The organism is Bacteroides sp. NSJ-39 (assembly GCF_014287315.1).
In the GTDB taxonomy this organism is placed as follows: Bacteria; Bacteroidota; Bacteroidia; order Bacteroidales; family Bacteroidaceae; genus Bacteroides; species Bacteroides finegoldii.
The window spans coordinates 1-1,626 of sequence record NZ_JACOOB010000037.1 but is presented as its reverse complement, the minus strand read 5'-3'; the positions used below and the strand labels follow the sequence as shown (position 1 = coordinate 1,626).

At 45.9% G+C, this 1,626-nt stretch carries 2 protein-coding genes and 1 pseudogene; all 3 read right to left on the bottom strand.

The features are described from left to right. A pseudogene (locus H8S63_RS19275) lies at positions 1–290 on the bottom strand (RteC protein); the annotation flags it as partial. Between the two features lie 238 nt (positions 291–528). Further along, positions 529–951: a dihydrofolate reductase family protein gene (locus tag H8S63_RS19270; protein WP_004291474.1), complete on the bottom strand. Its 423-nt coding sequence runs from the start codon at positions 949–951 to the stop codon at positions 529–531. A gap of 279 nt (positions 952–1,230) precedes the next feature. Next, positions 1,231–1,626 (bottom strand): helix-turn-helix domain-containing protein (locus H8S63_RS19265; protein ID WP_304522350.1); only part of this gene is annotated, 396 nt, incomplete at its 5' end.

Genomic DNA, 1,626 nt, shown 5'->3' with positions numbered 1-1,626 from the left:
GGCACTTGGGGCGTGGCAAGGAATTTCTGCATCTTTCTTACGAAAGACAGAGCCTTGCTGACGTAGGCGGCAATCTCTCTTTTTTCTTCTGACAGATTACGTACGGGATGGTGCTGCAACTCGATTTCGATGTAGGCAAGCGCGATGACGGTAAGGTTCATGTCCATGCCGCCGTTGCACAGTTCGATCACTTGGGTGGCGAAAGCCGTGTATGCCGTTTCCATATTGCAGTCGCCGGCTTCGTTTATCAAGCGGAAAAAATCGGTTTCCGCCAGCAAGAAATAATTCATGGTTCTGTCAATTTTGAAAATTACACTTTGTTTTCTGCGTGCGCACATGAATATAATTGGCAAAAAACGCGGCAGAAAATAAAAAATCCAACACTCAATTTTACAAAGTGCTGGATTTCAGAGGTGTAAAATTCAGTATTTTTTCACAAGGACAAATAATCTCCGACTTAAATTGTTTGTAATCAGAACATTTATTCTATTCCTGAAAATAGAAATGTATGCTTGCCGCACATTTTGGCTATCTTGCTTTTTTATCAAGGATATAGATAATGCGACATACACCGTTGGGATAGCTTTTCAAAGAGGAAAGCGTCCAGTGTTGCTCTGGCAGAGCCGACTTAAAAAAATGTCGTCCGCTTCCGGATATGAAAGGAACGGTGTATAGTATGATTTCATCCACAGCGTGCATCCGCAGCAGTCCGTTTATATAGTCTGCCGTGTCCGGTGTGGCTTCCGCGAGGTAACGGATGTTTGTGCAGTCTTTTCTCCATTCGTGCAGCATTGAAATGGAATAGTCCGGTGTCACACGGTAAAAGGCTTTCTTCCTGATTTCATCAAGACCGCAACGGTCAAGGCACAAATCCTGATGTGCTTTATCATATAACTCTGAAGAAAGACATCCGTCCATCGTCAGTACGGCGAGAATCTGAACTTTACCCATAATCGTTTCCTTTCGTTAGGCAAGGGTAAAAAAGTAGCGTGCAATTCACACTACCTTCAAGCGATGGCTCTGGTAAAGCCTTTACGGAGAGTACGTGAATGCACGCTATGCGTAAGCATAGCATAAGCATCACGCAATCGTCTCCGTAGTTCCAATTTACCAGATTTTCGCTTGAAACGCCTTGCGGTCTTATCCTATATGTTGGCGGCGAAAAGCTCCTGCCAATCGCCGTTTTTCTCAAATGTTATGCAAAGATAGCCAAATTCAGTGAATTACGGGCTATGATTGCTTGAATTTATATTTAAGTCCATACTCTTCAAGTTTGTTGTATAGTGTTGTCCTGCCTATGCCGAGCAGTTCTGCGGCGACACTCCGGTTGCCGTTTGCCTGTTTCAACGCACGCAATATCCGCTCCTTATCCTCCGCGTCATTGCGCAAGGCGAAGCTGACAGTAGAGGTCGGTTTCGTCACGGCAAGTTCCAGATGCTCTTTCATGACAACACCTTCCTGCGCCTGCAATACAGCACCCATAACTTTCTGCCGAAGTTCCCGCACGTTGCCCGGCCATGCGTGTGTCAGCAACGCTTTACGTGCTTCGGAACTGAACCCGCTCACGCTACACTCCAGCTCTCTGTTTGCCATATCACGGAAGAACTCTGCCAGCGGCATGAATGT

Coding starts and splice junctions, on each gene's coding strand:
- H8S63_RS19270 (WP_004291474.1), bottom strand. CDS start 951: ATGGGTAAAGTTCAGATTCTCGCCGTACTGACGATGGACGGATGTCTT.